At 48.0% G+C, this 22,640-nt stretch carries 18 protein-coding genes; 15 read left to right on the forward strand and 3 right to left on the reverse strand.

Annotated elements, in window-relative coordinates:
* Positions 1-29: 29 nt before the first annotated feature.
* The 9 genes from N24_RS02525 to N24_RS02565 all read left to right on the forward strand — a co-directional run bounded on the left by N24_RS02525 (position 30) and on the right by N24_RS02565 (position 10,712).
* Positions 30-1,022 (forward strand): MraY family glycosyltransferase, encoded by a 993-nt coding sequence (locus N24_RS02525; protein WP_157736388.1) that lies wholly within the window; start codon positions 30-32, stop codon positions 1,020-1,022.
* Complete coding sequence (locus tag N24_RS02530) at positions 1,019-2,014, forward strand: NAD-dependent epimerase/dehydratase family protein (protein ID WP_096454049.1); 996 nt, start codon at positions 1,019-1,021, stop codon at positions 2,012-2,014. The genes N24_RS02525 and N24_RS02530 overlap by 4 nt, the downstream gene beginning before the upstream one ends.
* Before the next feature lie 7 nt (positions 2,015-2,021).
* Complete coding sequence (locus N24_RS02535; RefSeq protein ID WP_096454051.1) at positions 2,022-3,263, forward strand: glycosyltransferase family 4 protein; 1,242 nt, start codon at positions 2,022-2,024, stop codon at positions 3,261-3,263.
* A 41-nt stretch (positions 3,264-3,304) separates the two neighbouring features.
* Positions 3,305-4,324, forward strand: a complete 1,020-nt coding sequence (locus tag N24_RS02540; RefSeq protein WP_096454053.1) for a polysaccharide biosynthesis protein — start codon at positions 3,305-3,307, stop codon at positions 4,322-4,324.
* Positions 4,325-5,437: a polysaccharide biosynthesis C-terminal domain-containing protein gene (locus N24_RS02545; RefSeq protein ID WP_096454055.1), complete on the forward strand. Its 1,113-nt coding sequence runs from the start codon at positions 4,325-4,327 to the stop codon at positions 5,435-5,437.
* Positions 5,438-5,439: 2 nt separating this feature from the next.
* Positions 5,440-6,570 (forward strand): non-hydrolyzing UDP-N-acetylglucosamine 2-epimerase, encoded by a 1,131-nt coding sequence (wecB, locus tag N24_RS02550; RefSeq protein ID WP_096454057.1) that lies wholly within the window; start codon positions 5,440-5,442, stop codon positions 6,568-6,570.
* Positions 6,570-7,946, forward strand: coding sequence for a hypothetical protein (locus N24_RS02555; protein ID WP_096454059.1), 1,377 nt, complete (start codon positions 6,570-6,572; stop codon positions 7,944-7,946). The genes wecB and N24_RS02555 overlap by 1 nt, the downstream gene beginning before the upstream one ends.
* 62 nt (positions 7,947-8,008) lie before the next feature.
* A complete protein-coding gene (locus tag N24_RS02560) occupies positions 8,009-9,373 on the forward strand; it encodes a phenylacetate--CoA ligase family protein (RefSeq protein ID WP_096454061.1) in 1,365 nt (454 codons plus the stop codon).
* Positions 9,374-9,503: 130 nt separating this feature from the next.
* Positions 9,504-10,712 carry an MATE family efflux transporter gene (locus N24_RS02565; protein ID WP_096454063.1) on the forward strand — a complete coding sequence of 403 codons (1,209 nt, stop codon included), beginning with the start codon at positions 9,504-9,506 and terminating at the stop codon, positions 10,710-10,712.
* Positions 10,713-11,114: 402 nt separating this feature from the next.
* Here the strand turns inward: N24_RS02565 and N24_RS02575 are convergent, their stop codons facing one another.
* Together N24_RS02575 and N24_RS02580 are read right to left on the reverse strand one after the other, a co-directional pair.
* Positions 11,115-12,065, reverse strand: coding sequence for a glycosyltransferase family protein (locus N24_RS02575; RefSeq protein WP_096454065.1), 951 nt, complete (start codon positions 12,063-12,065; stop codon positions 11,115-11,117).
* Complete coding sequence (locus N24_RS02580) at positions 12,062-13,363, reverse strand: nucleotide sugar dehydrogenase (protein WP_231910843.1); 1,302 nt, start codon at positions 13,361-13,363, stop codon at positions 12,062-12,064. The genes N24_RS02575 and N24_RS02580 overlap by 4 nt, the downstream gene beginning before the upstream one ends.
* Positions 13,364-14,080: 717 nt before the next feature.
* Here N24_RS02580 and lpdA point away from each other — a divergent pair.
* The 3 genes from lpdA (at position 14,081) to ybaK (ending at position 17,133) form a co-directional block, all read left to right on the forward strand.
* Positions 14,081-15,490 carry a dihydrolipoyl dehydrogenase gene (lpdA, locus tag N24_RS02585; RefSeq protein ID WP_096454069.1) on the forward strand — a complete coding sequence of 470 codons (1,410 nt, stop codon included), beginning with the start codon at positions 14,081-14,083 and terminating at the stop codon, positions 15,488-15,490.
* 157 nt (positions 15,491-15,647) lie between these two features.
* Entirely contained in the window at positions 15,648-16,571 is a 924-nt protein-coding gene (locus N24_RS02590; RefSeq protein ID WP_096454071.1) for a UTP--glucose-1-phosphate uridylyltransferase, read from the forward strand.
* Positions 16,572-16,611: 40 nt separating this feature from the next.
* Positions 16,612-17,133 (forward strand): Cys-tRNA(Pro) deacylase, encoded by a 522-nt coding sequence (ybaK, locus tag N24_RS02595; RefSeq protein ID WP_162493166.1) that lies wholly within the window; start codon positions 16,612-16,614, stop codon positions 17,131-17,133.
* Positions 17,134-17,183: 50 nt separating this feature from the next.
* Here the strand turns inward: ybaK and ramB are convergent, their stop codons facing one another.
* A complete protein-coding gene (gene ramB / locus N24_RS02600) occupies positions 17,184-18,608 on the reverse strand; it encodes an acetate metabolism transcriptional regulator RamB (RefSeq protein WP_096454073.1) in 1,425 nt (474 codons plus the stop codon).
* 438 nt (positions 18,609-19,046) lie between these two features.
* Between ramB and N24_RS02605 the strand changes: the two genes are divergently transcribed.
* From N24_RS02605 to N24_RS02615, 3 genes are read left to right on the forward strand one after another with little or no spacing between them, the layout of a single operon-like run.
* The gene (locus N24_RS02605) at positions 19,047-19,820 is read left to right on the forward strand and encodes a succinate dehydrogenase cytochrome b subunit (RefSeq protein ID WP_096454075.1); all 774 of its coding nucleotides are present in this window, start codon (positions 19,047-19,049) and stop codon (positions 19,818-19,820) included.
* A 21-nt stretch (positions 19,821-19,841) separates the two neighbouring features.
* Positions 19,842-21,851, forward strand: coding sequence for a fumarate reductase/succinate dehydrogenase flavoprotein subunit (locus N24_RS02610; protein ID WP_096454077.1), 2,010 nt, complete (start codon positions 19,842-19,844; stop codon positions 21,849-21,851).
* On the forward strand, positions 21,851-22,600 hold the full coding sequence (locus tag N24_RS02615) for a succinate dehydrogenase/fumarate reductase iron-sulfur subunit (protein ID WP_003855467.1): 750 nt from the start codon (positions 21,851-21,853) through the stop codon (positions 22,598-22,600). Before N24_RS02610 ends, N24_RS02615 begins: the two co-directional genes overlap by 1 nt.
* Positions 22,601-22,640 lie beyond the last annotated feature (40 nt).

The raw sequence follows: 22,640 nt of genomic DNA on the forward strand, positions 1-22,640 counted from the left end.
TTTGAATTAAAGATGAAATGGTTGGATTAATGAGCTATTCATTATCGGCTGCAATATTGATCGCTGGATTAATAAGCGCGTTCGCACCGTTACTAGTTCGAGCAGTTTTAGGTAAGCTCAACGTCTTTGATGTCCCAAATAGTCGGTCATCACACACCAAGCCAACTCTACGTGGTGGCGGAATTGCCCCCATGATCGCGCTAGTTGCAGCATCGATATATTCATTTTTAGTGATTGATGATATTGAGCTGTTTAATTTCAAATTTGTCGCATTAGTTTCGATTGCTATTGCGTTAGTGGGATTGGTGGAAGACTTAAAAGGTCTACCAATGAAAGTCAGAGCATCTCTCCAGCTACTTGGAGGAGTTGGTTTATCTACCTTTCTACTACTTGGTGAAAATGTGGGAATAGCTGCATGTGGAATAGCAGTTTTCGTGTTTGCATATAACATCAATGCGGCCAATTTTATGGACGGAATTAATGGAATATCGGCACTTCAAGGCTTCGTTGTTGGTTTAATCTTCGCTATTTCGGGGTGGATATATTCATTGCAATGGCTGGTCTTGAGCGGGTTGGTGCTGTCTTTGATTTTTGTGGCGTTTTTGCCATGGAATTTGATATCGCCTGGAATGTTCCTCGGAGATGTTGGAAGTTATTTGTTAGGTTCGATGATCATTTCAACATCAATGTTGGCATGGGCTGACGGAGTTAGTTGGATTGTTGCAATTGCGCCATTATTTATTTATTGGGCCGATACTGGGTTTACGCTAGCTCGGAGATTTGTAGCAGGTAAGCCAGTATTTGAGGCGCATCGGACTCATGTCTACCAACAGCTCACTGACAGAAAGCTCTCTCATATAAAAGTTGCGGTAATCGTCACCCTATTTACGGCAGGATGTGGAGTTGTCGCATTCGCAGTTGCCACTTCAAAGCTTGATCAAGTAGTTGGAGCTCTTCTTTTGTTTGTAATTGCAGCTCTCTATCTCCTCCTGCCGACGATCCTTCGTAGAGGAATTAAATGAAATATTATATTAAAAAAGTGGCTGAACCACCAGTTTATTCAGAGCTAACTGATTGGAAACCTAAAAAGTGGGCAGTATTTGGTGCTAGCGGATTTGTCGGTAAGAACATAGTCCGCGAACTGACGCAAGCTGGGATTGAGGTTGTGGCAATTTCAGCTCCGAGGATGAGTCTCTTGAACGAGCAACCCACAACTCAATCTGTTATTGAAGCTGCACAGACAAGCTCGGTGGTTCACGACTTAGCAATGAAAGTCAAAGGCGTGGATGTGATTGTAAATGCTGCGGGTTTAGCTAAGCCTGACTCTGGTGATTTCAATGCATTGCTCGGCGCTAATGCATTGCTTCCAACTGTGCTTGCAATGGCATCGGCTGAAGCTGGAGTTGGAAGGCTTATTCAATTGAGCTCTGCGGCAGTTCAAGGAGAGAAAGAAACTTTGGATGATACAGCGGAGGTTGCACCCTTTTCACCGTATTCATTTTCAAAAGCTTTGGGAGAGCTTTCACTCATTGAATTAATTCACTCAAATTTAGCTTGTAGAGTATTGATAGTTCGAGCCACATCTGTACAGGGAATAGGAAGGCAAACTACAGAGTCTTTAAAAAAGTTTTCGAAATCCTGTTTGGCAAGTGTTGCTTTTCCAGCTGATCAACCAACAGTAGTGAGTAGCGTGACTTCGTTGAGCTGTTTCGTGCGGATGGTTGGAACATTTTCTGGAGCAATGTCTCCAATACAATTACAACCCTGGGAGGGCCTGACTACCCTTCAGGTATTAGAGCTAGCTGGTGGAAAAAGACCGCTGATCCTTCCAAACCGTGTTTGTAAGTCGCTGGTATGGGGTGGCAAATGGATAGGAGCCATGTTTCCAAGAATCGCAGGGCCAGTTCGTCGTGCTGAAGTTACATGGTTTGGTCAGCATCAAGAATCTTTTGGCGTTCGAGTGCCATTTTCATCTAATCCAACACTAATTAGACAAATATTGCAGGAGAGTTGAAAAACTTATGAAGATTGGAATGATCACTCAGTGGTTCGACCCAGAACCCGGTCCGGCATCACTTCCAGGTGTGTATGCTCGAGAATTTGTAAAACAAGGGCATACCGTGCGAGTCCTCACTGGGTTCCCAAACTATCCTGATGGAGAACTGTATTCAGGCTATTCGATAAAACCAAGGGCTGATGAAGGCGGGAGTCCGCTTGAAATTAGACGGGTGGCGTTGTATCCAAGTCACAATTCTTCAGCTCTTGGCCGAGCACTGAATTATCTGTCATTTGGCTTTTCTGCTTCAGTTTTTGGTGGAAGATTTTTGAAGGATGTCGATGCCATCTGGGTTTATAATTCTCCGATTACTGTAATGCTGCCGATGCTGTGGCATAGTAAATTCGGCAAGAAGCCAGTATTTTTGCATGTTCAGGATCTTTGGCCCGACTCACTTCTTGAAAGTGGAATGATTTCTGAGGGGAAGATAAACAGAATAATAAGCTCTATGGTAAAAGCTCTAGTTAGGTTGATGGAACGTAAGTCTTCTGTGATCGGAGTTATTTCAGAGAGCGTTGAGAGTATCATTTTGCAGAGGAATCCGAATGTTGATTCAAGCAAAATCGTATATGTACCAAATCCTACAAATGAAGAGCTATTCAAGCCTAATACTCAAGATTTTGAGAGTGAATCTAGTAACGAAAATTCAGTCCTTGAAGTAATGTACGCCGGAGCGATTGGCGAAGTTCAAGGCTTGACGACTTTAGTGCAAGCTGCGGCGCTGTTAAAGCATCGTACAGATATTAGATTTACGATTGTTGGTGATGGCATAAGAAAACAGTCCCTCGAGCAAGAGGCTCGAGAACTCGGAGTTTCAAATATCACATTTACAGGTCGCGTTCCTCAACATGAAGTTCCAAAACTAATTGATCGCGCAGATATACAAATTGTAAGTTTGGCTTCAAATAAGTTCCTTTCTTACACAACACCGAGCAAGATTCCTACGCTGCTTGCTTCAGGTGTGCCAGTACTTGCACAACTGGAAGGCGATGGGGCGAGCTTGTTGGAGCGCTCTGGGGCTGCAATAGTTGTCGAGCCAGGAAACCCTGTTGAGTTTGCCGAACAGTTGGAATATTTGGCAGACCTTGAGCCATGGGAAAGGAAGGAAATGGGGGATGCTGGACGTAAATTTTATGAAGAGCATTTATCGGCAAGTTCTGCAGCATTGAAGATTATCAATGCGTTGACAAGTAAAAATCGTGGATAAGTACACAGTTGCTTAGTTAATTAATTCTTGAAAGGTTAAAAATGACTACTATTTCTAACTCGATTGTGACCATTACTGGCGGAACCGGCTCGTTTGGTACCACCATGGCGCGGCACCTTCTTAATCGCGGCGCTAAACAGGTTAATATTCTGAGCAGAGATGAAGCTAAACAAGATGAGATGCGTAGAAGGTTTTCGGACGAAAGGCTTCGCTTTTTCTTGGGAGATGTGCGGAATGCGGATAGCCTAGCGCCGGCGATGCGTAATTCTGATTTTGTGTTTCACGCTGCGGCATTGAAGCAAGTCCCCAGTTGTGAGTTTTTTCCTCAACAGGCCGTGCTTACAAATGTTGTTGGAAGCGACAATGTAATTAAGGAAGCTCAAAAGGCGGGGGTTCGCTCGCTTGTATGTTTGAGTACGGATAAAGCAGTGTACCCAGTTAACGCAATGGGAATGTCCAAAGCTCTAATGGAAAAGACAGCACAGGCATTTGCAAGGAACTTTAGTGATACTGGGTTGACTATTTCAATCACTCGATATGGAAATGTAATGTATTCCAGGGGTTCTGTTATTCCTCTCTTCGCGAAGCAGCTAGCTGATAAAGCTCCTTTGACTCTGACGGATCCAACGATGACACGTTTCTTGATGTCGCTTGATGATTCGGTTGATCTTGTTGAACATGCATTTACTCATGCGCAACCAGGAGATACTTTCGTAAAAAAAGCACCAGGTTCAAGTGTAGAAGTTCTCGCTCGTGCGGTTGCCGATCTAATGGGTGAATCCGACCCGGAAATTCGAGTAATCGGTGCGCGGCATGGAGAAAAACTACATGAAGCGCTGCTAAGTCGAGAAGAAATCGCAAAGGCCTCGGATGAGGGAGATTATTTTAGGGTGCCGCTTGATGCTAGATCGCTTCAATACGAGCTCTATTTCGACGAAGGTGAAACCAAAATATCTCGAGAAGAAGATTATACTTCGGAAAACACAAAACAATTGACCATTGAGGAAACAAAGGAGCTCTTAATGAAGCTTCCTGAGATTCAGAAATTGCTGGGAGAGTAGATGTCCAACGTTGAAACGAACTTGAAAGTAGTTGTCACCGGTGGAGGTGGCTTCTTAGGTTGGCACACTCGAATTGCGTTGAAAGAGCTTGGATCTGAAGTTTCAACGCTTCGTGTTGGAAATAACTTTAGCGAAGCGGCTGCAGTTAGTGCACTAGAGGGGTCTAGTAAGTTAATTCATCTAGCCGGGGTTAACCGTGCCAGCGATGAAGAGATTCTCAATGGAAATATCCTGTTTGCCACCCAAATGGCTCAAGCCTTGACAAAATTGAGTTCCCCTCCTCAAATGGTTGTGTTTGCGAATTCCACTCAAGCTAATAATGGTACTCTTTACGGAGAGGCAAAGAAGCGAAGCTCGGAAATATTAGAGCAAGCAGCTGCATCTATTGGAGCTAGTTTTGTCAGTATTGAACTTCCAAACTTGTTCGGTGAACATGGCCGTCCATTTTACAATGCAGTGACCTCTACATTTTGTAAGATTTTGGTGGATGGGGGAGAACCTGAGGTAGAAAGCGACAAAACGCTGACTTTGATGCATGCTCAAGATGCTGCAGATCTTTTGGTTGGAAATTTAGGAATTGAATTTCAGGAGTCAGTAGAGCAGCACGAGTCCGTTTCTGGATTGCTTGGTCGAATTAGATCAATGCACCAAACATATGCGGTGGGACAGATACCAAATATCTCCACGAAATTTGAGCGGGATCTTTTTAACACCTACAGATCCTATGCAGCAGAAAAGAGCATTGGTTTTAATCTTATAAAACACTCCGATCCAAGGGGCTCTTTCACAGAATTGATTCGCGTTCATGGAGGTTCAGGTCAATCCTCTTTCTCTACAACTGAACCTGGGATTTTAAGGGGTGGACACTTCCATCGACGGAAAGTCGAAAGGTTCGTAGTGCTTTCGGGTAAAGCACGAATTTCCGTTAGGAGAGTCTTTACAGACCAAGTGATTCACTTTGATGTAGATGGAGATAGCCCACTGGCTATTGATATGCCTACCATGTGGGCGCATTCTATTAAGAATACCGGTGACGAGTTATTGTTGACCCATTTTTGGACCGATGATCTTTTTGACCCCGCAAACCCAGATACGATTGTAGAGGAAGTGTAAGAATGTCTCGTAAGCTCAAAGTGCTAACTGTAGTTGGTACCCGTCCAGAAATTATCCGGCTATCTTCAACTATCAAGTTGCTTGATGATCATACCGACCACGTATTGGTTCATACTGGTCAGAACTATGATTATGAATTGAATCAAGTGTTCTTTGAAGATTTGGGGTTGAAGCAGCCTCGCCATTTTCTCAACGCAGATACCAGTACTTTAGGAAGCGCATTGGGAAGTATCCTTTCTGAGATTGAATCGGTTATTGCAAAAGAGCGCCCGGATGCTTTCTTAGTTTTAGGTGACACTAATAGTTGTATCTCCGCGGTTATGGCCAAAAGAATGGGTGTCCCAGTATTTCACATGGAAGCTGGTAATCGGTCATATGATGAGAATGTTCCCGAAGAAACCAATCGTCGACTTGTGGACCACATCTCTGATTACAATCTGGTTTATACGGAGCATGCTCGTCGAAATCTGTTGTCTGAAGGTATTCATGCGTCAAGGATCTTGCTGACTGGTTCTCCAATGAATGAAGTCCTTACACAAAACAAGGATCAAATAAGTAAGTCTAAGATTCTCGAGGAACAGGATTTGGTTCCTCAGGGGTATTTTCTTGTAAGTTTGCATCGACAAGAAAATGTTGACAATGACTCTCGGCTTAAAGCAGCTATTCAGTCCTTAGAAAAGATTAGTGAAACGTATAACCTTCCAGTCTTAGTCTCCACGCATCCTAGAACTAAGAAACAGCTGGAAAAAGCATCAATTCAAAGTTCCTCGAATTTGATTTTCCATGCTCCTTTTGGATTCCATGACTATATCTACTTGCAGCAAAATGCGAAACTAGTAGTTTCGGATAGTGGAACCATTAGCGAGGAATCAACGCTTCTAAACTTTCCTGCAGTTACAATAAGAGACTTTATTGAACGTCCCGAAGCCCAGGATACTGGTTCAATAATTACGACCGGGTTGAATTGGGAAGACGTATTGAACTCAGTAGAAATCGCATTGTCCCTTTTTGATGATCGGAAATCCAACACTATACCACATGATTATGCGGTAGAAGATACATCTAAGAGGGTCCTGTCCTTTATTCGATCAACTGCGCATTCACATCATGCTCGACTAGGTTTGAGAAGGTAATGCGTTCAGCTAAATCCGACTTTGCAGAACCAGTTTTGAAGACTCCACTGCGAGACCTTTTTTTAATCTGCGTCGTGTTCGCTTTTCTTATTTCGTTGATACCTGGTAGCCCATTTATCGACGTGGATGGGATTGTGTACCCAGGTGTTGTACTTGCATTACTGAGTCTCGTTTCATTCTTTGCTTGTGGACAGAAACAGATAAATGCCTCGAGTGTTACCAGTTATGCGATTTTGGTATTTATAGGTTTTCCTGCTATTTACGGTGGATTTGGGTTCTATGAATCCGGGAAAAATTATACGCCGTGGAGTTTACTGATTGTCGTCATACTTGCATTTGTTTTACAGCTTTTCATCTTAGTGCTTTCGAGTACAGCACCTCGAGAAAGCAACATTACAAAATCCAAATTGACAGAAAAGTCGAAAATAAGTGGGGCTTTAACTATTGCAACAGCTATGCTCCTCGGTACATTTGCTGCGCAAGTATTAGGCTTTTCTATTGGTGCTGCTGGTTTTTCCTGGCTATCAATACTGTTTGCGTCTGCTGTTCTTTTTCTTGAACAGGGTAAGTTGAGACAACTATTCGCTGTGGCATTGATGATTGTCGTATTTGCGATGGAGTTCGGAGCGGATCTTGGAGGATTTGGTCGTCTAAACCTTGCGGTCTTGGCGATTTCTGTAGCCACTGTAGCTTCTTTTGGAATTCGCAAATGGTGGATCAAGGCAGTCACAGTTATTCTGACTGGTCCTGCGTTAATGTTTTTAGTAGAACAGCGTGTCGCCTTCTTGGAAAGCTCAAGAGGAGTTTCAGTAGATGATTCTGAAGGTATTGGATCAGTAGTTGGCCCATTTCATAGTGCTGGAACAATTGTCAATGCGCTTCTTCAGGGACAAATCGGCTTGGACTGGGGGGCAACTTTTTTTGCAGCCGCAATGGTTTGGGTACCTAGACGATTTTGGCCAGATAAACCAATTGGATTTGGTCGAGAGATAGTTGAGGTTACGCAGCCCTATTTGATTTCAAGCAAGGGGTATAGCGATGCCGGTACGTTTATCGGTGAAGCTGTTTGGAATTTTGGTATCGGAGGTGCAGTTTTACTACTTGTTCTTTTTTCTTTCATGCTCGTAAAATTTGACAAACTGGTAGGTAAGCAAGCTTTTAAAACTAATGCGATTGATAACATAGTGCAATCGATATTCTTTGTTGTAGTAATTGCGGGTTTTATCAACGTTATTTGGGGTGGTTTATTTACCACGACCACTCGCCTCTTATTTCCAGTAGCATTACTTCTTATCATTGGTGTGATTATTCCAAAATCACGAGTATCGAGAGAGCAGTCAACGGGGCGACAGCCTTCAATTGAAAATTCTATTTAAGAGACTAATACCACATCAGAGGTCTGTCACACTAGAACTCTTAAGCTACAAAAAGGAACTGAATGTTTGCCATTTTTCCAAAGAGACTTGTAGAAATTTCTATCGGGTCCAGTAGACGTAAACTAGCAAAAAGAGATCACGAACTATTTTCTAACAATTGTTTGGAATCTGAGATAGATGAACAACAGCGGATCCTTTTTAACCAGATGTGGAAAGAGGCAATAAAACTGCCATTTTATGAGCACTGGCGCTCAGTTCACTCCCTTCCAAATAAAATTGGAACTTTAACTGAACTCGATGATTGGCCACTGTTAACTAAAGATAAATTACGTCAAAATCTTGATTTGGTGTCTAATACTCCCTCAATTTCAGGGTACTATTCGACCAGCGGTTCTACAGGGCAACCATTTCATTTTCCGAAAGGAGTGGTTGATCAAGACAACTCTTACGCAGCAATGTGGTCCTATCGGATTGACCAAGGACTTTCTGCTTTTGATGCGTCCCTAATCGTCACAAACCTGCACGCCGGCAGCTCTCAGAATTGGAATCAACGAGTAACGGCGAAACTGATTCGATCTGCTAAAGATCTACTTGTAAACTCACGTCGAGTTGATGGTTTTATAGCTTCATCTGAAAAAGCGGATAAAGCCATTAGAAAGATTCAACAATTTAAACCAAAGTACATCATTGGGTACCCGTCCGGAATACTACAAATTGCGTTGCGAGCGAAGCAACTCGGTGTTGATTTGCCAGTTATCGAGAGAATTATTCTGACCAGTGAAAGTATTTTTTCAGAGGACATTGAAATCATCGAAGATGGTTTACAAAGTCGAGTTTCAATCGAATACGGATCGATCGAAACTGGGGTATTAGCAGGTACACCTGGCTCAGGAGAAGCCTGGCCTTTACGAACTCTGTGGTGGCACAATTTGATTCGGAGTGGGGACAATAATGAAGCATTGGTGACTAGCCTCAGCCCGAGGGTTTTCCCGCTTGTGAATTACTCTTTAGGCGATGTTATTGAAGTTGGTAAAGTATCATCTCAAGGCTCTGTCCTGGAGATACAAAATGTCGAAGGTCGTACACGAGATACACTGAAGCTTCCGTCTAAAAATGGAGAAATCGTCTCTTTTTCGGCTCGTAGCTTGGTGAACTGTATTCGAAATTCGGCCGCGATGCAGTCGGTTCAGCTTGCCCAAATTAATGAGTCAGAAGTTCGGGCGCTCATTGTCGCGCCTGATGCTGAGCCCCAACTCATTGTTAATGGTATGGCTTCTTCATTGAAGCGATCATTCCCAAGCTTTAAGTTTCATTCAGTATCAGTAACGTTTATCGATGCGCATATTAGCAGTGCAAGAGGCAAACGAGGCGTCGTTGTGGATTTAGATTCTGTGCCTGAGTGTGAGAAATCTTTTTGGCTTAATTGAATTAGAAAACTGAAATTAACTGTATCAATTTCATCTACTTCTAAATTCTCAAGGAAGTAATAGATTGAAATGGCAACGCTAATCAAATTTAAACTCTGTTTGTTGAACTACAATGAAGGTGAGCTAGTGGGTGAACGGGATATTTCTTAAAATATTGAGAAGTAAGCGAATTTTTTTAGCACTCGCAGGTAACGGATCTGTTAGTGTAGCTAGCTTTATGCTAGCAATGGGGGTCGCTAGAGCTTCTACAATTGAAGAGTTTGGTGCTTTTTCCCTTGCGATTGTGGCCCATTTGTTTGCATCGGGACTCATAAATGATTCACTTGTGAGCGCTACATTAGTCAAGCGACCACACGAAAGTTCGTATTCTGAAAATCTAAAGAGATCTTCGCTTGTTGGAATTATGAGTGGGGTAGTTCTCATTATTTGGGGATTTGCTTCATCCAACTTTTATATTCTTTCTCTTGGCGTTTTTATTCATGGCATTCTGCTTTCTAAATTTCAACGAACAGTAAACTCTGCAAGCGGTAACCAAATCTTTGCAGTGAGCTACACGCTCTTGTCTTCTGTACCAACTGTGGTAGTGGTATTGGTTTCATTCTTTATTTCGATTGAGCCTATTGTCGTATTTCTAGTTTGGGCAATTTCTGGAGCGTTGAGTGGATATATGTTGGCAATCCATGAAGGCCTGTCAATTCGTCCAATTTGGCCGAAAAATAGAGAGGAAACTCGAACTAATTTTGTATTTGGAGTTGATTTTTTAGTTGGCCAAGGTGGCGCGCTCATTACGACTGGGCTGTTAGGAATACTTGATAATTCTCGAATTCTAGGTGCAATTCGTGGTTCCGGTACATTGCTCGGCCCGCTTAATTTAATTTCTTCAACGGCGCGACCACTGGTTTTACCCTACTTAGCAAGGGAGAAGGAAAATTCAAGCAAGCAATTTCGAGCAGCAGTTTCAGTCACATTATTCCAAGTGATCACTGTATTGCCGATACTTGTGATGATACAGTTTTTGCCTGATTGGTTAGGATACCAAATCCTCGGAGAGACTTGGATTCTCGCATCAATTGTTATTTTGCCGATGAGTGTGGATTCTATTTTTTCGCTTATAGCGGGTACAGCGATGTCTGGGCATCGAGTAGAGCTAGCAGGGAAAAGGATCTTGGCTATTCGAACTACAACCGGAATTCTTCGCCCTACCCTTGTTCTTTCATCGGCGGCTATCTGGGGGCCGATCGGGGCTGCATGGGGCATGGCTGCCATAGCCATAATTAATACAGTGGTATGGTGGTGGAGCTTCTACTTACTTAGTTCTCGATCGATAGAAATAAAGTAGCTTCCTTGAATTTGTTAGGAGGGCTGACTATTAATGATAAATTCTGACGTTGGCCCGGGTCCGACACCTGTGTATTCTTTCCAGATGTTGGGGCCATCAACGGACGCCTAGAACATCTGCGTGGGATTGCTCTAGGTTTCCGTAATCTCAACCACAACATTTCGTGGTATCTTATTCGCTCAGGCCAGCTGGCACATAGGATCAATGCGCCCTAAATCGGGAAGAGCCGCTTATCATTGCTAAAGAGCGGGGAAGTTCCTAGATAGGAACACCCCTACCTAAAAACCCGCTCGGAACAACCTAGCACCAACTGATGATTTAAGCCGATGGAACTATGACGGCTCCCTTGGTTTAAATCTATTGCAACAGGCTGAGCTTGATTGATTATTAATACGATAAATATTAATAATTTTCTGAAAACAAGTCGGCAAAGTATCTATTCGGGGAAAAAGCGAGCGGATCAGGCTCGATCGAAACTTCGACACTTTTAATCACGGCTTCTCGAAGCTCTAGATCTGTCTTATAACTGAACAGTGCAGATCCGGCAATTTCCCTATTTTGCCCAGTGTTAGGTGCGATCACTGGCCGCCCACCGCATCGAGCTTCAGCTAAAGCATATCCAAAAGACTCGAGGGAAGGCGGGAAATAGATGGCGGCGGATTTTCCCCACCATGAGGCTAGCTGTTCTGCAGGCATTTTCCCTATCGGAAGATACTGAGGATGTCCATCGGCTGCCGGAATTTCCCCAGGTGAGGAGGTTACCGCAATTTTTACTCCAGTTCCTTCTGCAGCTTTTAGAATTCGGGGAATGTGGAAGTCGAGTCGTTTATATGATTGGGGAATAACCGGAACTAAGATTATTTTCTGGTTCTGATCTGGCTCGACTGATGCCCATCCGCGTGGAGACACGGGGTGAAACATAACTTTAATTCTGTTTTCTAGAGTCGGCTCGTGGTACGAAACCCGTTCTGCCATCGCTGAACACGGAACAATTATGGAATCTGCTTTCTTAGCAAGAAACCTAATAACTGGAATTTGACGCTTCATATGTTCGCTTGGGGTATAATTGAGTTCTTTGAACTCAGAATCACTTGCGAAATGTAATGCATTACGCAGGAGGACAGTTTTATGTCTTCCAGGTAGCGCGAATGATGCATTGTTTAATGCAATTCGCTCAGATTTTAAAGCGCATAACTCTCGCTTTATGAGCCATTTGGAGCTGAGCCTTTCGCCTCCAATAAGTGACACCTCTGGTCGAGGATGGTTTTCTAAGTAGTCCTCTAGTTCGAGAAGAAAACGACGGGCGCCACCTTTTGTTGCGCCCGCTTTATCTACAACAATTTGGCGACTCATAGACGATCCACACCTGATGAGTCAGGAACTACATTGCGAGTGTCAAATACTCTTGTGGAACTGTTAGACAGGAGATCCAGATCAAATCCGTCGTGTTGATTAATCAGCAAAACTAGGTCAGCATCGTCGATTGATTTGGCAGAATATTCAACTCTCATTACACCTGAAGGCCAGTTCTTTTCCGACACAAAGGGGTCGGCACCTGATATCTGCGCTCCTCTAGCCTGCAGCAAATTAATGATGCGGAGTGCTGGTGCTTCGCGAGTATCACCGGTGTTTGGCTTATATGAAATGCCTGCTAGAAGGATATTGGCACCTTTTACCGATAACGATTCATCGTTCAATATGTCAGTGACTCGTTGAACGACGTAATCCGGCATATGATTGTTGATATCGTTGGCTAGGTCTACAAACCTAAAAGGCATTCCGAGTGCGGTTTGCACTTGCCAGGATAAGTATGAAGGATCGATGGGGAGGCAATGTCCTCCGACGCCAGGTCCGGGTGTGAATTTCATAAAGCCAAATGGTTTCGAAGATGCGGCGTCGATAGCTTCCCAAATATTAATGTTCAATTGCCCCGCGAACTGAGCGAGCTCGTTGATTAGAGCAATATTGACATGACGGAAAGTGTTTTCCAACAGTTTTGCTAGTTCTGCCTCTCGTGTTCCTGAGGTTGGAACAGTCTCAATAATAAAACCATCGAAGAAGTCCTTAACTTTTTGTAGCGACTCCTTATTCATTCCTGAAACGACCTTTGGTGTTTCTTTTAGACCGTATTTTGGATTTCCTGGATCAATACGCTCAGGAGAGTAGCCTAGGTAGAAATCAATTCCTGCTTTGAGCCCAGATTTTTCTTCGAGAATCGGAGCTAGGAGTTCTTCAGTTGTTCCAGGGTAGGTCGTTGATTCTAGAATTACAGTTGAATTTTTTCTTATGTAGGGGGCCAATGCGGCACCAGAAAGTTCAATATAACTCAAGTCAGGCTTTGTTTCGCGTAAAGGCGTTGGGACGGAAATTACGGCGACGTCAAAGCCTTCCGCATCAGTGTAGTCAGAACTGGCTCTGTATGATCCGGCCTCAGAGAGCTTTCGTATCTGTTCATCTGAGATGTCCTCAACAGGTGAAACGTAGTTGTTTATCATTTCAACCTTTGAGGTGTCCAGATCGATGCCCACTACATTCCAGCCGGCTTCTGCGGCGGAAACTGCTACTGGTAGCCCGACGTATCCCTGGCCTATTACGATTGCTTTACCTTTGTACTGGTCCAATACATTCCTTCCGTTAATTTTATTGCTCAAGGTTTCAATTTAAAGCGCTCTCCGAAAGAAGCGAAGCGCCAATGTTGACTAAATGTCGTTCTCAATTCTGAGAATCCATAATCAAGTTTAAAACTTGCAAACCTATCAAGAAGGATAGTAATTCATTTTCTTATTTTTAGATGTCTAGAGCTGAAATTTCTTCTGCTACGTAGCTTCGTTGTGAAATTATCCTGGTAAGAATTGTTTCGAACTATTCTGTTTTCAATAAAGACTATTGAATAATTTCCCGGTGTGTCTAATTTTGCTGCGAAGTTTTCAGAATCGGGATTCCTCACTATTGAGCAAATTACAGATACGGAGTCATTACCCAAATCCTAGATTCCATTCACCTGTTAACATTCCTATGAGTTTCAGCGCTAATATCTCTAGACCCTAAAGGAGTGGGCTGTCTACTGTGTCGGCCTCTCATTAAGAAACACTTAAGGATGGACATCAATGTACCAGGTTTTTGAGCAAGTAATTTTCTTTATCAACACCATTTTGGGCTACGGGCTGCACGCTGGTTCCTCAGCGTCAAGCAACCTGTCCCATTCAATTGGCTTGTTCTAAAGTCAAAGGTAATTAACCCCGCTGTTTGGAAGCTTTTGTGATCAAACAGCGGGGTTAGTGCATTATTGCCCGCATATAGGTGGATTGCGTGATTGCTAGCCACCCACGTGGACGACAACAATGATATGAACACGTATCCTTGAATGCGTGACTGAACATTATGACGTAGTAGTACTCGGAGCAGGCCCCGGTGGCTATGTCTCCGCCATCCGCGCAGCCCAGCTTGGCAAGAAGGTAGCTGTAATTGAGAAGCAGTACTGGGGCGGTGTCTGCCTTAACGTTGGCTGCATCCCTTCCAAGTCTCTGATCAAAAACGCTGAGGTTGCCCATACCTTTACCCACGAGAAGAAGACCTTCGGCATCAACGGCGAAGTCACCTTCAACTACGAGGACGCGCACAAGCGTTCTCGTGGCGTTTCTGACAAGATCGTCGGTGGCGTTCACTACCTGATGAAGAAGAACAAGATCACCGAAATTCACGGTCTTGGAAACTTCAAGGATGCTAAGACACTCGAGGTTACTGAAGGCAAGGATGCTGGCAAGACCATCACTTTTGATGACTGCATCATCGCAACCGGCTCGGTTGTCAACACTCTGCGTGGGGTTGAATTCTCTGAGAACGTGGTTTCATATGAAGAGCAGATCCTTAATCCGGTTGCTCCAAAAAAGATGGTTATCGTTGGTGCCGGTGCAATCGGCATGGAATTCGCGTACGTTCTTGGCAACTATGGTGTCGATGTAACTGTCATCGAGTTCATGGATCGTGTGCTTCCAAACGAAGACGCTGAAGTATCTAAGGTTATTGCAAAGGCATACAAGAAGATGGGCGTTAAGCTTCTTCCAGGCCATGCAACCACTGCTGTTCGTGACAACGGTGACTCGGTTGAGGTTGATTACCAGAAGAAGGGCTCTGACAAGACAGAGACCCTCACTGTTGATCGCGTCATGGTTTCCGTCGGCTTCCGCCCACGTGTTGAAGGCTTTGGTCTTGAAAACACTGGCGTCAAGCTCACCGAGCGTGGCGCAATCGACATTGATGATTACATGCGTACCAACGTTCCAGGAATCTACGCTATCGGTGACGTCACCGCGAAGCTTCAGCTTGCTCACGTTGCAGAAGCACAGGGCATCGTTGCTGCAGAGACCATCGCTGGCGCAGAAACCCAGACCCTTGGCGATTACATGATGATGCCTCGCGCAACATTCTGTAACCCACAGGTAGCTTCCTTCGGTTACACCGAGGAGCAGGCAAAGCAGAAGTGGCCTGATCGTGAGATCAAGGTTGCTTCATTCCCATTCTCTGCAAACGGTAAGGCAGTTGGTCTGGCGGAAACCGATGGTTTTGCAAAGATCGTTGCTGATGCAGAATTCGGTGAACTGCTCGGTGGACACCTGGTAGGTGCAAACGCTTCTGAACTCATCAACGAACTGGTTCTGGCGCAGAACTGGGATCTCACCACTGAAGAGATCTCTCGCAGCGTTCACATTCACCCAACGCTGTCTGAGGCTGTCAAGGAAGCCGCTCACGGTATTTCTGGACACATGATCAACTTCTAATTTGACCGTTCGAATGGCCCTGATTGCAATCGCAATCAGGGCCAAAAGTTTTTGTATCACGAAAATACAAAACAACCTTTTAATAAGTGCTCATCTTCACATAACCTCTTTAGCCGTCATGGAGAATTATTCCCAAAAGTAGGTAACGTCATCAGCCATGAGTTTGCCAATAGCTCAGCATCAAAATGCTGTAAAAACTGTCGTTGTTCCTGCCGCTGGAATGGGTACACGGTTCCTTCCTGCAACCAAGACAATTCCAAAGGAGCTCCTCCCCGTAGTTGATACTCCAGGTATTGAGCTCGTTGCTAAAGAAGCTGCGGATCTTGGTGCATCTCAATTGGCAATTATCACTGCGCCAAACAAGGACGGGATTCTCAAGCATTTTGAGGCTTTCCCTGAGCTAGAGGCAACTCTTGAGGCCCGTGGTAAGACTGATCAGCTGAATAAGGTTCGCGCTGCTAGGGAATTGATTGCAACAGTTCCAGTGGTTCAAGAAAAGCCATTGGGGCTTGGTCACGCTGTTGGCCTCGCTGAGTCTGTGCTCGATGATGACGAAGATGTTGTAGCTGTCATGTTGCCAGATGATCTGGTGCTGCCGTTTGGTGTGACTGAAAGAATGGCTGAAGTCCGCGCTAAATTTGGCGGATCTGTTCTTGCGGCAATTGAGGTGGCTGAAGATGAAGTCTCTAGTTACGGAGTATTTGAGCTAGGCGAACTCGATGCAGAGTCTGAAAACGAAGGCATTAGGCGTGTTGTAGGAATGGTTGAAAAGCCTGCGCCTGAGGATGCCCCATCAAGGTTTGCTGCAACGGGCCGTTATCTACTTGATCGAGCTATTTTTGATGCACTGCGTCGAATTGAGCCTGGTGCTGGTGGGGAACTGCAGCTAACAGATGCCATTGCTTTATTGATTGAAGAAGGCCATCCGGTACACATCGTGGTTCATGAAGGAAAGCGCCATGATCTCGGAAATCCAGCTGGGTACATTCCCGCTGTTGTGTACTTCGGGCTTCGTCATGCAGAGTACGGTTCCAAGATTCACCGTGCGGTGAAGGAAATAATCGCTGAGTTTGAATCTTAAAAAGGAAACCGCCTTCCACATTGTGGGAGGCGGTTTTCTCATGCGATTAGAATCTTACCCCATGGCTAAGAAAGTAGACACCTCGAACGCTACCCCCGCTCTAGCCCTTCTTACGGAGAGGCAGATTCCTTTTGAGTTGGACGTTCATGATGTAGATCCAAAATCATCAAAGGGCTTTGCATTGGATGCCTCTGAAGTAATGGGTGTGGAGCCGGAAGTGGTGTTTAAAACGCTTATGGCAGATATTGATGGTGAACATGTGGTCGCGATTGTTCCAGCCAGCAGCACGTTGAATCTCAAGCAGTTGGCTAAAGCAGGAAAAGGCAAGCATGCGAACATGATGGATCGCAGCCGTGCACAGGTAGTCACCGGGTATGTTCCGGGTGGAATTTCACCGATAGGGCAGAAGAACAAACATCGCGTGTTTTTGGATGAGTCTGCAATTCTCCAGGAACGAATCTACGTCAGTGCAGGACGCCGAGGCTGGTCGCTGATTATCGCCCCGGATGATGTTCTTCTGGCTACCGATGGGGTTTACGCGGATATTGCTGATCATTCATAAAAGATAAAACCCACCCCCGCAGGGGTGCGTCGTAAAGCAAGCTCCTTTTCTTAGTAAGGCGCAATCGTCGATTCGTGGGCGTCGATGTTGATGCGCCCATGCACGGATGGGAAGGCGCGCTGCGCGCAGTTCTCGCGGGTGCACACTCGGCAGCCGGACCCGATGGGGGTGGCGGTGGAAAGGTCCTGGAGGTTGAAGCCGCGGGAGTAGACGGTGCGGTCGGCGTGGCGGGCTTCGCAGCCTAGGCCGATGGCGAACATTTTGTCCACTTCGCCGAACCGGGCTTCGTGGTGTCGTACGGTGCGTGAGATCCACAGGTAGTTGCGTCCGTCGGGCATTTGCGCGAATTGGCGGAGCACTTGGCCGGGGTTGGTGAAGGTTTCAAACACGTTCCACAGGGGGCAGGTGCCGCCGTAGTGGGTGAAGTGGAAGCCGGTGGCGGATTGGCGTTTGGACATGTTGCCGGCGCGGTCGACACGCACGAAGGTAAACGGGATGCCGCGCAGGTTGGGTCGTTGCAGGGTGGAAAGACGGTGGGCGGTGGTTTCATACCCCACGCCGAAGAGTTGGCCGAGGTATTCGATGTCGTAGCCGGATTTCTCGGCTTCGGCGTGGAAGATTTTGTAGGGCAGCATAACGGCGGCGGCGAAGTAGGAGGCCACGCCGCGGATGGCTAGGGTGCGGGCTTCGGGGGTGGACCAGATGCCGTCGTCGACGATGCCTTCGATGAGGTCGTTGGCTTCTAGGTAGCCGAGTTCGGTGGCCATGCGGAAGGCGCGTTGCCCGGGGTTGAGGCGCGCGTGGATGGTGAGCAGGCGGGTTTCGGGGTCGAAGTGGTGCAGCGTGCCGGATTCCTCTTTGGAGGAAGTGATGGTGACATCGTGGTCGATCTGTAGGCGCCTGGCGATGGAATCTTCCATGGCGCGCGAGTCATAGGGCTGCCAGCCAAGTTGCGCGGCGATGGCTTCGGCGCGGCGGTCAAGGGCATCGAAGTAGTTCTGGCGGGCGTAGATAAAATCGCGCACCTCTTCGTGTGGCATGCTCACCGCCTCCGCAATCGGGCGGCGTTCCTCAGGGGTATTGGTGCGATTGTCCACCGCGATGGACAGTTTGTCGCGCACGTTTCGGTAGCGCTGGTGCATCTCCACCATGGCGCGCGCTAGTTGGGGGTGGTTGTACACCATCTCCGAAAGCTCTTGCAGCTCCACATTCGCAGGATTGATCTCCCGGTCCAGCATGACGTCTTGGACTTCGGCTAGCAGGCGGGAGTCATCGTCGCGGGAGAAAAATGTTGCGTCCACGCCGAACGCCTCGGTGATCCGGAGCAACACCGGGACGGTGAGCGGGCGCACGTCGTGTTCGATCTGATTTACATAACTTGCAGATAAGCCGAGCGTCGCTGCCAACGACGCCTGGCTCAGGTCTCTTTCGCGGCGCAGTTGGCGCAGCCTGGACCCAACATATGTCTTTCCCATGGCGCAACTATAGCGTGATCGCCATCACCTTAACCACTCTTGGCAATGAGGTGTTGCAAAGTTGTTGATTTTTGCTTTTCGACGCCACCCCCTGTCGTCCCACGCCCGGCGTGGTCTGGCCACAGGTTTGCGCTTCCTGTGGAAAGCGGGGGAGGGGAGTGTCTAAACTTTTTGGTTGATACCAAACGGGGTTAGTCTGGGGTCGCGGGCGGGGCTTGTGAGCAACCTCACCTTGGATTTGGATTGTTGAAAAAGCCTCACGTTTTCGCAGGTAGATCACCCTCGATTTAACAAGCGTCAAACGACAATGAAGCAAGGCTACCCTAAGAAGCGACCTTTAGGGGGTGTTTAGACCCTGTTTAGGGTGGTGAGCAAGCACACTGCGACTGGTTAATGCCTCGATCCGGGACGTACAGTAATCACGACACTGGAGGTGCCATGACTGTTAGAAATCCCGACCGTGAGGCAATCCGTCACGGAAAAATTACATTGGAGGCGCTGCGTGAGCGCCCCAAATACCCGACCTGGGCAATGAAGCTCACCATGGCCATCACTGGCCTTATCTTCGGTGGCTTCGTTTTGGTCCACATGATCGGAAACCTGAAAATCTTCATGCCGGACTACGCAGCCGATTCTGCGCATCCGGGTGAAGCACAAGTAGACGTCTACGGCGAGTTCCTGCGCGAAATCGGATCCCCGATCTTCCCGCACGGCTCGGTCCTCTGGATCCTACGTATTATCCTGCTGGTCGCATTGGTTCTGCACATCTACTGTGCATTCGCCCTGACCGGACGTTCCCACCAGTCCCGCGGAAAGTTCCGTCGCACCAACCTCATTGGTGGCTACAACTCTTTCGCAACCCGCTCCATGCTGGTTACCGGAATCGTCCTGCTTGCGTTCATCATCTTCCACATCCTCGACCTGACCGTAGGTGTTGCACCAGCAGCATCCACCTCATTCGAGCACGGAGCTGTGTACGCAAACATGGTGGCATCCTTTAGCCGCTGGCCTGTAGCGATCTGGTACATCATTGCCAACCTGGTTCTGTTCGTTCACCTGTCTCACGGCATCTGGCTTGCAGTTTCCGACCTGGGCATTACCGGACGCCGCTGGAGGGCAATCCTGCTCGCCGTCGCATACATCGTTCCTGCACTGGTTCTGATCGGCAACATCACCATTCCGTTCGCCATCGCCATCGGCTGGATTGCGTAAAGGTAAAGGTAGGAAGAATTAATGAGCACTCACTCTGAAACCACCCGCCCAGAGTTCATCCACCCAGTCTCCGTCCTCCCAGAGGTTAAGGCTGGCACGGTCCTTGATGCTGCTGAGCCAGCAGGCGTTCCCACCAAAGACATGTGGGATTATCAAAAAGACCACATGAACCTGGTTTCCCCACTTAACCGTCGTAAGTTCCGCGTCCTCGTCGTCGGAACCGGCCTGTCCGGTGGCGCTGCAGCCGCAGCACTCGGCGAGCTCGGATACGACGTCAAGGCGTTCACCTACCACGACGCACCACGCCGTGCGCACTCCATTGCTGCACAGGGTGGCGTTAACTCCGCCCGCGGCAAGAAGGTAGACAACGACGGCGCATACCGCCACGTCAAAGACACCGTCAAGGGCGGCGACTACCGTGGCCGCGAGTCCGACTGCTGGCGTCTAGCCGTCGAATCCGTCCGCGTGATCGACCACATGAACGCCATCGGTGCACCATTCGCCCGCGAGTACGGCGGCACCCTGGCAACCCGTTCCTTCGGTGGTGTGCAGGTCTCCCGTACCTACTACACCCGTGGACAAACCGGACAGCAGCTACAGCTGTCCACCGCATCAGCGTTGCAGCGCCAGATCCACCTGGGCTCCGTAGAGATCTTCACCCACAACGAAATGGTTGACGTCATCGTCACCGAGCGTGATGGACAGAAGCGCTGCGAAGGCCTGATCATGCGCAACCTGATCACCGGTGAACTCACCGCCCACACCGGCCACGCCGTCATCCTGGCAACCGGTGGCTACGGCAACGTCTACCACATGTCCACCCTGGCGAAGAACTCCAACGCCTCGGCCATCATGCGTGCATACGAAGCCGGCGCATACTTCGCGTCCCCATCCTTCATTCAGTTCCACCCAACCGGCCTACCAGTGAACTCAACCTGGCAGTCCAAGACCATTTTGATGTCCGAATCGTTGCGTAACGACGGCCGCATCTGGTCCCCTAAGGAGCCGAACGATAACCGCGATCCAAACACCATCCCTGAGGATGAGCGCGACTACTTCCTAGAGCGCCGCTACCCAGCATTCGGTAACCTCGTCCCACGTGACGTTGCTTCCCGTGCGATCTCCCAGCAGATCAACGCTGGTCTCGGTGTTGGACCTCTGAACAACGCTGCATACCTGGACTTCCGCGACGCCACCGAGCGCCTCGGTCAAGACACCATCCGCGAGCGTTACTCCAACCTCTTCACCATGTACGAAGAGGCTATTGGTGAGGACCCATACTCCACCCCAATGCGTATTGCACCGACCTGCCACTTCACCATGGGTGGCCTCTGGACTGACTTCAACGAAATGACGTCCATCCCAGGTCTGTTCTGCGCAGGTGAAGCATCCTGGACCTACCACGGTGCAAACCGTCTGGGCGCAAACTCCCTGCTGTCCGCTTCCGTTGATGGCTGGTTCACCCTGCCATTCACCATCCCTAACTACCTCGGCCCATTGCTTGGCACCGAGCGTCTGCCAGAGGATGCACCAGAAGCACTTGCAGCAATCGACCGCGCCAAGGCACGCATCGACAAGCTCATGAACATCCGTGGCGACAACCCACACGGCCCTGAGTACTACCACCGCCAGCTCGGCGACATCTTGTACTTCTCCTGTGGCGTTGCACGTAACGTAGAAGACCTCCAAGACGGCATCAACAAGATCCGTGCACTCCGCGAGGACTTCTGGAAGAACATGCGCATCACCGGAACCCCAGATGAGATGAACCAGGTCCTCGAATACGCAGCACGCGTAGCCGACTACATCGACCTCGGCGAACTCATGTGCGTCGACGCCCTCGACCGTGACGAGTCCTGTGGCGCTCACTTCCGCGACGACCACCTCTCCGAAGATGGCGAAGCAGAACGTGACGACGAAAACTGGTGCTTCGTCTCCGCATGGGAACCAGGCGAGAACGGAACCTTCGTCCGCCACGCAGAACCACTGTTCTTCGAATCCGTCCCACTGCAGACAAGGAACTACAAGTAATGAAACTTACACTTGAGATCTGGCGTCAAGCAGGCCCAACTGCGGAAGGCAAGTTCGAAACCGTCCAGGTTGACGACGCCGTCGCGCAGATGTCCATCCTGGAACTGCTTGACCACGTAAACAACAAGTTCATCGAAGAAGGCAAAGAACCATTCGCGTTCGCGTCTGACTGCCGCGAAGGTATCTGCGGTACTTGTGGCCTCCTCGTGAACGGCCGCCCTCACGGCGCCGACCAGAACAAGCCTGCCTGCGCGCAGCGCCTGGTCAGCTACAACGAAGGCGACACCTTAAAGATCGAACCACTGCGCTCCGCCGCATACCCAGTGATCAAGGACATGGTCGTTGACCGCTCCGCACTGGACCGCGTCATGGAACAAGGTGGCTACGTGACCATCAACGCAGGTACCGCACCTGACGCTGATACCCTCCACGTCAACCACGAAACCGCTGAACTCGCACTCGACCACGCAGCCTGCATCGGCTGCGGCGCCTGTGTTGCAGCCTGCCCTAACGGCGCAGCTCACCTGTTCACCGGCGCAAAGCTAGTCCACCTCTCCCTACTCCCACTGGGTAAAGAAGAGCGCGGATTGCGAGCACGTAAGATGGTTGATGAAATGGAAACCAACTTCGGACACTGCTCCCTCTACGGTGAATGTGCAGATGTCTGCCCAGCAGGCATCCCACTGACCGCCGTGGCGGCTGTCACCAAGGAACGTGCACGTGCAGCTTTCCGTGGCAAAGACGACTAGTCTTTAATCTAAGCAACTAACGGTTCAGACAGTTAAACCA

Source organism: Corynebacterium suranareeae (assembly GCF_002355155.1).
Lineage (GTDB): Bacteria > Actinomycetota > Actinomycetes > Mycobacteriales > Mycobacteriaceae > Corynebacterium > Corynebacterium suranareeae.

Excerpts from the sequence above, each read along its gene's own strand:
- N24_RS02575 (WP_096454065.1), bottom strand. The coding sequence starts at position 12,065 with ATGAGTCGCCAAATTGTTGTAGATAAAGCGGGCGCAACAAAAGGTGGC.
- N24_RS02530 (WP_096454049.1), top strand. The coding sequence starts at position 1,019 with ATGAAATATTATATTAAAAAAGTGGCTGAACCACCAGTTTATTCAGAG.
- N24_RS02535 (WP_096454051.1), top strand. The coding sequence starts at position 2,022 with ATGAAGATTGGAATGATCACTCAGTGGTTCGACCCAGAACCCGGTCCG.
- N24_RS02545 (WP_096454055.1), top strand. The coding sequence starts at position 4,325 with ATGTCCAACGTTGAAACGAACTTGAAAGTAGTTGTCACCGGTGGAGGT.
- N24_RS02540 (WP_096454053.1), top strand. The coding sequence starts at position 3,305 with ATGACTACTATTTCTAACTCGATTGTGACCATTACTGGCGGAACCGGC.
- wecB (WP_096454057.1), top strand. The coding sequence starts at position 5,440 with ATGTCTCGTAAGCTCAAAGTGCTAACTGTAGTTGGTACCCGTCCAGAA.
- N24_RS02590 (WP_096454071.1), top strand. The coding sequence starts at position 15,648 with ATGAGTTTGCCAATAGCTCAGCATCAAAATGCTGTAAAAACTGTCGTT.
- N24_RS02605 (WP_096454075.1), top strand. The coding sequence starts at position 19,047 with ATGACTGTTAGAAATCCCGACCGTGAGGCAATCCGTCACGGAAAAATT.
- ybaK (WP_162493166.1), top strand. The coding sequence starts at position 16,612 with ATGCGATTAGAATCTTACCCCATGGCTAAGAAAGTAGACACCTCGAAC.
- N24_RS02560 (WP_096454061.1), top strand. The coding sequence starts at position 8,009 with ATGTTTGCCATTTTTCCAAAGAGACTTGTAGAAATTTCTATCGGGTCC.
- ramB (WP_096454073.1), bottom strand. The coding sequence starts at position 18,608 with ATGGGAAAGACATATGTTGGGTCCAGGCTGCGCCAACTGCGCCGCGAA.
- N24_RS02615 (WP_003855467.1), top strand. The coding sequence starts at position 21,851 with ATGAAACTTACACTTGAGATCTGGCGTCAAGCAGGCCCAACTGCGGAA.
- N24_RS02525 (WP_157736388.1), top strand. The coding sequence starts at position 30 with ATGAGCTATTCATTATCGGCTGCAATATTGATCGCTGGATTAATAAGC.
- N24_RS02555 (WP_096454059.1), top strand. The coding sequence starts at position 6,570 with ATGCGTTCAGCTAAATCCGACTTTGCAGAACCAGTTTTGAAGACTCCA.
- N24_RS02610 (WP_096454077.1), top strand. The coding sequence starts at position 19,842 with ATGAGCACTCACTCTGAAACCACCCGCCCAGAGTTCATCCACCCAGTC.